Annotated in this window: 6 protein-coding genes; all 6 read left to right on the plus strand. The window is 56.3% G+C overall.

Annotated features, from left to right (window positions below; all coding sequences use genetic code 11):
- The first annotated feature begins 118 nt into the window (after window positions 1-118).
- Window positions 119-484 carry a DUF2200 domain-containing protein gene (locus tag ACWIZX_RS05775; RefSeq protein WP_448335106.1) on the plus strand — a complete coding sequence of 122 codons (366 nt, stop codon included), beginning with the start codon at window positions 119-121 and terminating at the stop codon, window positions 482-484.
- A gap of 381 nt (window positions 485-865) precedes the next feature.
- Window positions 866-1,666: a heliorhodopsin HeR gene (gene heR, locus ACWIZX_RS05780; RefSeq protein WP_448335111.1), complete on the plus strand. Its 801-nt coding sequence runs from the start codon at window positions 866-868 to the stop codon at window positions 1,664-1,666.
- 670 nt (window positions 1,667-2,336) lie between these two features.
- Window positions 2,337-2,504, plus strand: coding sequence for a lysine biosynthesis protein LysW (gene lysW, locus ACWIZX_RS05785; RefSeq protein WP_448335107.1), 168 nt, complete (start codon window positions 2,337-2,339; stop codon window positions 2,502-2,504).
- Between the two features lie 23 nt (window positions 2,505-2,527).
- The gene (lysX, locus tag ACWIZX_RS05790) at window positions 2,528-3,478 is read left to right on the plus strand and encodes a lysine biosynthesis protein LysX (RefSeq protein WP_448335108.1); all 951 of its coding nucleotides are present in this window, start codon (window positions 2,528-2,530) and stop codon (window positions 3,476-3,478) included.
- The gene (gene argC / locus ACWIZX_RS05795; RefSeq protein ID WP_448335109.1) at window positions 3,475-4,515 is read left to right on the plus strand and encodes an N-acetyl-gamma-glutamyl-phosphate reductase; all 1,041 of its coding nucleotides are present in this window, start codon (window positions 3,475-3,477) and stop codon (window positions 4,513-4,515) included. The genes lysX and argC overlap by 4 nt, the downstream gene beginning before the upstream one ends.
- A 14-nt stretch (window positions 4,516-4,529) precedes the next feature.
- Window positions 4,530-5,040 (plus strand): [LysW]-aminoadipate kinase (locus ACWIZX_RS05800; protein ID WP_448335110.1); only part of this gene is annotated, 511 nt, incomplete at its 3' end.

Raw genomic sequence — 5,040 nt, forward strand, 5'->3', positions numbered from 1 at the left:
CAGGTGGGGGTCATTGGCATCATACGCCGGGTTTTGCTCTTATCCCGAACTCACTTTTTTACCTGCTCCGCTTTGAGGGTTGAACAATTTGGAACGCCAGTCTACCGGAGGAATGAAGATGCCCAGACAATCTATCTTTGAAATGAAATTTGAAAAAATCTATTCTCTTTATATTCAAAAAGCGGAGCGCAAAAATCGCACCAGAGCAGAGGTTGACCAGATCATTTGCTGGCTGACCGGCTATGACGAAGCCGGACTGCAGGAGCAAATCAGGCAGGGGAATACGCTCGAAACCTTTTTTGCTCAGTCGCCGGCCTTTAACCCAAACAGTTCGCTGATCACAGGGGTGGTATGCGGTATTCGGGTGGAAGAAATCGAAGACCCGTTGATGCAGAAAATCCGCTATCTGGACAAACTGATTGACGAACTTGCCAAAGGTAAAAAGATGGACAAGATTTTGCGGCAGGCCGTTCTCCAGCCGTAAGAAAAGGCGCTTGTCAGGAAAATCCGTTAAGCCTGCCGAAAACCAGAATGCTGCCCGGCGGCGCTGCAAATTTGCCTGCTTTGAAGGCAGGTTTTTTTGCAAAACACCCGCCCTTGCCTTGTTGGCGAGGGCGGATTATTCCATGGGGTCGGTCTGGCCGACGGCGATTCAGAGTTGTACAAAAAACGTATAAGGTTAAGGTCGGATTTATCCGTTTTCTGATCAGGGTCGTGATATAGTATTCTTAGATGCAGGTGGGAAATTACGTACAAAGAAGTTAGCCACCCCATCAAAAACAGGCAGCCAAAATGTGAATTTTTCGGAATTGAAATCATCTTCGTCAGGCTGCTTCACATCAGAAAAGGAGAAATTAATATGACTATGGAAACAAATGCACCACTCAACACCGCCGGCCCTGACCTTAAGAAATTTCAGGGGCTGCGTCGTTTTAACCTGATCATGGGTTTTCTGCACCTGATTCAGGGAATTTTCATGTGGGTAGTCAGCAATGACCGAACCTACCCGATCTTCACCAACTACCTCACCTTCGACCGTGCCACCTTTACCCTGAAACCCGACCCGCAACTGCTCTATGAGCTGCCCTTTGGCCCGGCTGTGGCGCTGTTTCTGCTCATCTCGGCCGTTGCCCACTTCTACCTTTCCACCATCGGCTACAAGCCTTATGTCGAGAATCTGAAGAAGGGCATGAACCCCATCCGCTTTTACGAATACGCTCTCAGCTCCTCGTTGATGGTCGTGCTGATCGGCATGCTGGTGGGTATCTGGGATTTGGGGACCATGATCGCCATTTTCGGCATCAATGCGATGATGAATCTTTTTGGCATCATGATGGAGGAGCACAACCAGAACACCACGCGGACGAGCTGGCTGGCATTCATCTACGGCTCTCTGGCCGGCATTGTGCCGTGGATCGTGATTTTCCTGTACTTCATGGGAGCGGTCAATTCCGGAGAGGCTAAACCGCCGGCTTTCGTCTATGCCATCGTCCCCACCCTTTTCGTGATGTTCAACATCTTTGCCGTCAACATGGTGCTGCAATATAAAAAAGTCGGCCCATGGCGTGACTACCTCTACGGCGAACGGGTCTATATCATCCTCAGTCTGGTGGCCAAAACCGTCCTTGCATGGCTGATCTGGTTTGGCACACTGGCGCCGGTTTAGAAACGACCCGCCCAACATAAGCCCGAACTACAGGCGTGCCCGAGGTTTGAATGGATTATCCGTGAAGGAATCCAACCAGCACCGGGTGCGCCTGTATGGCTTTCTCAAAGTTCCTTGACAATCTTTAAACTTTTTATCGAAACTTGAATTGTGGCAAAACGAACCCCCACCCACCTCCCCCAATATCGCTTTAGCGATATTCGGGGAGGCGCAGGAGGGGGCAAAATCGCTCGATTGAATGCATCAGTGGACTATTCCGAATAGACATCGGTCAGCACCCGCCGGCTGCTGTTTGCCCGTTTTCGACTTTGAGAGAGCCATGGGTGCGCCTGTAAGAGATATACGGGATATATGGGGCGGTTGAATTGTGCCAAACGCTGAACCACAAGCGGGAATAGTCCTGAACAGGCCTATAAACGTGTTGTTGAAAAAATCTTAATATTTTGTTAGCCGTGAGGCTATTGACAATTGCGACCAAACCGCTATAATTTGAAACATCATGAGTTTGGAACTGCGCGTGCGTAAGGATCGTCGTCCATTCCTCCCCTGTGACGGGGCAGGACGGCTTTGCGCACGTCAGCGTGGTTGAGTTAAACCCCAGCCACAGTGAGTCGGCAAATCAAGCCCTCCGCCCCGCGGAGGGCAATTTTTATTAACAACGGAGGTTCTCATGTCCCTAACATCCTGTCCTGAATGCGAAGCCGCCCTTGAATTGGAAAACGTGCTGGTCGGCGAGATTGTGGTCTGCCCGGATTGCGGCGTGGACCTGGAAGTAATCAGCCTCGAACCGCTGCAGGTGGAACTGGCGCCGATGGAAGAAGAAGATTGGGGCGAGTAAGCCCTGCCAGAGGAGAAACAGCGATGAAGATTGGTGTCCTGCTTTCACGGGTGCGGGTCGAGGAAAAGTGGATCCTCGAAGCGCTGGAAAAACGAGGCATTCCCCACGAGCGGATTGACGACCGCGAAGCGGTGTTCGATTTTGCCCATCCCGAAGCCTGGCTGTCCTACTCGGCGGTGCTGGAGCGCAGCATTTCGTTTGCGCGCGGGTTGTACGCAACCCAGATGCTCAACGCCTGGGGCATTCCAACGGTCAACATGGCGCATGTTGCCGCCACCTGCGGCGATAAACTGGCCACTTCGGCTGCGCTGGCGCGTGCCGGCATCCCCCAGCCGCGTATCAAGGTAGCCTTCACCCCCGAATCGGCCCTGCAAGCCATTGAAGAACTGGGCTACCCGGTGGTGCTGAAACCGGTGGTCGGTTCGTGGGGTCGGCTGCTCGCCAAAATCAACGACCGCGACGCCGCCGAAGCCATTCTGGAGCATAAAGAAACGCTCGGCTCCTACCAGCACTCGATTTACTACCTGCAGGAATACATCCAGAAACCGGGGCGCGACATCCGCGCCTTTGTGGTCGGGGATCAGACGGTCTGCGCCATATACCGCACTTCCTCGCACTGGATCACCAACACCGCCCGCGACGGCAAAGGCGAGGTTTGCGCGGTGACGCCCGAATTGAACGCCTTGTGCGTTGCGGCGGCGCAGGCAGTCGGCGGCGGTGTGCTGGCGGTGGATGTGCTGGAAGACCCACAGCGCGGTTATCTGGTCAACGAAATCAACCACACCAGTGAATTCCACACCCTTGCCCCGACCACCGGGGTGGATGTTGCCGGGCTGATTGTCGAATATGCCGTTGCGGTTGCCGAAGGTCAGATTCACCCCCCATTTCCGGCGGTGAGCGCGCCGCAAGCGCCGCTGGGCGTGCTGCATTCGACGCCCCTCGGCATTCCCCTGTGGAGGGCGGCAGCCCAATGAGCCGATTGCGCGTTTCGATCATTGGTGCAGCCGGTTATGTCGGCGGTGAACTGCTGCGCCTGCTGCTCGATCACCCCTTCGTGCAGGTGCAGCAGGTGACTTCCGCCAGCCACCTCGGCGAATATGTCTATCAGCAGCACCCCAACCTGCGCAAACGCACTACCCTCAAATTCAGCGACCCCCAGCAGGTTGAGCCGTGCGATGTGCTCTTTCTGGCCATGCCGCACGGCGAAAGTCAGCAGCGCATTGAGCAGCTGGCAGCACTGGCGCCGCGCATTGTGGACTGCTCAGCGGATTTCCGCCTGCGGGATGCGAGCCTGTACCGCCGCTACTACGGGGAGGAACACCGCGCTCCGCACTGGTTGAGCCGGTTCGTTTACGGCCTGCCCGAACTGCACCGCGAGGAAATGCGCGGCGCAAGCTACATCAGCGGGGTGGGCTGCAACGCCACCGCTTCCATTCTGGCGCTCTACCCGCTGGTCAAAGCCGGGGCGCTCGACCTGACGCGCCCGGTGATTGTCGAAATCAAAACCGGTTCTTCGGAGGGCGGCGCTTCACCCAACCCGGGCAGCCATCACCCTGAACGCAGCGGGGTGATTCGCACCTTTTCGGCTTACGGTCACCGCCACACCGCCGAGGTGATTCAGGAACTTGGGCTGAGCGAGGTTCACCTGACCATGACGGCGGTGGATGTGGTGCGCGGCGCGCTGGCAACCGCCCATGCCTTCCTGCGCCCCGGCATTGGCGAAAAGGACTTGTGGAAAATCTACCGCCAGTGGGCGGAAAGCGAGCCGTTCATCCGCCTGGTGCGCGACCGGCGCGGCATTTACCGCGTGCCGGAGGCGAAAATTCTGGCTGGCAGCAACTACGCCGATGTCGGCTTTGATGTGGACGAAGAAAGCGGGCGGGTGATCGGCATGGCGGCGATTGATAACCTGATGAAGGGCGCTGCCGGTTCGGCGGTGCAGGCAATGAATCTGATGTGCGGTTTTGAGGAAACCGCCGGCCTGACCTTTGGCGGTTTGCATCCCATTTAGTGGAGGAATCAGCCATGCTTGTTATCAAAATTGGCGGCGCCGCCGGCGTCAACTTTGCTTCCATCTGTGCGGATGTGGCCGAACTCGTTCAACAGGGGCAAAAAGTGGTGCTGGTGCACGGCGGCTCGGCAGAGGTGAACGAAATTTCAACCCAACTCGGCCATCCGCCGCGCTTTGTCACCAGCGAAAGCGGTTTTACCAGCCGTTACACCAACCGCGAAACGCTGGAAATTTTTGCCATGGTCACGGCCGGTAAAATCAACACCCTGCTGGTGGAACAGCTGCAGCAAAAAGGTGTGAACGCCTTTGGGCTGACCGGTCTGGACGGGCGCTGGATGGTGGCGCACCGCAAAGAAGCCATCCGTGTGGTGGAAAACGGGCGCAAACGGGTGCTGCGCGATGATTACACCGGCAAGATTGAGCAGGTCAACCCGGCGATTCTCTCCCTGCTGCTCGGCATGGGGCTGACGCCGGTGGTCGCGCCGCTGGCGATCTCGCCTGCTGGCGAAGCGCTGAATGTGGACG

The sequence above is a fragment of the Bellilinea sp. genome (assembly GCF_053501535.1).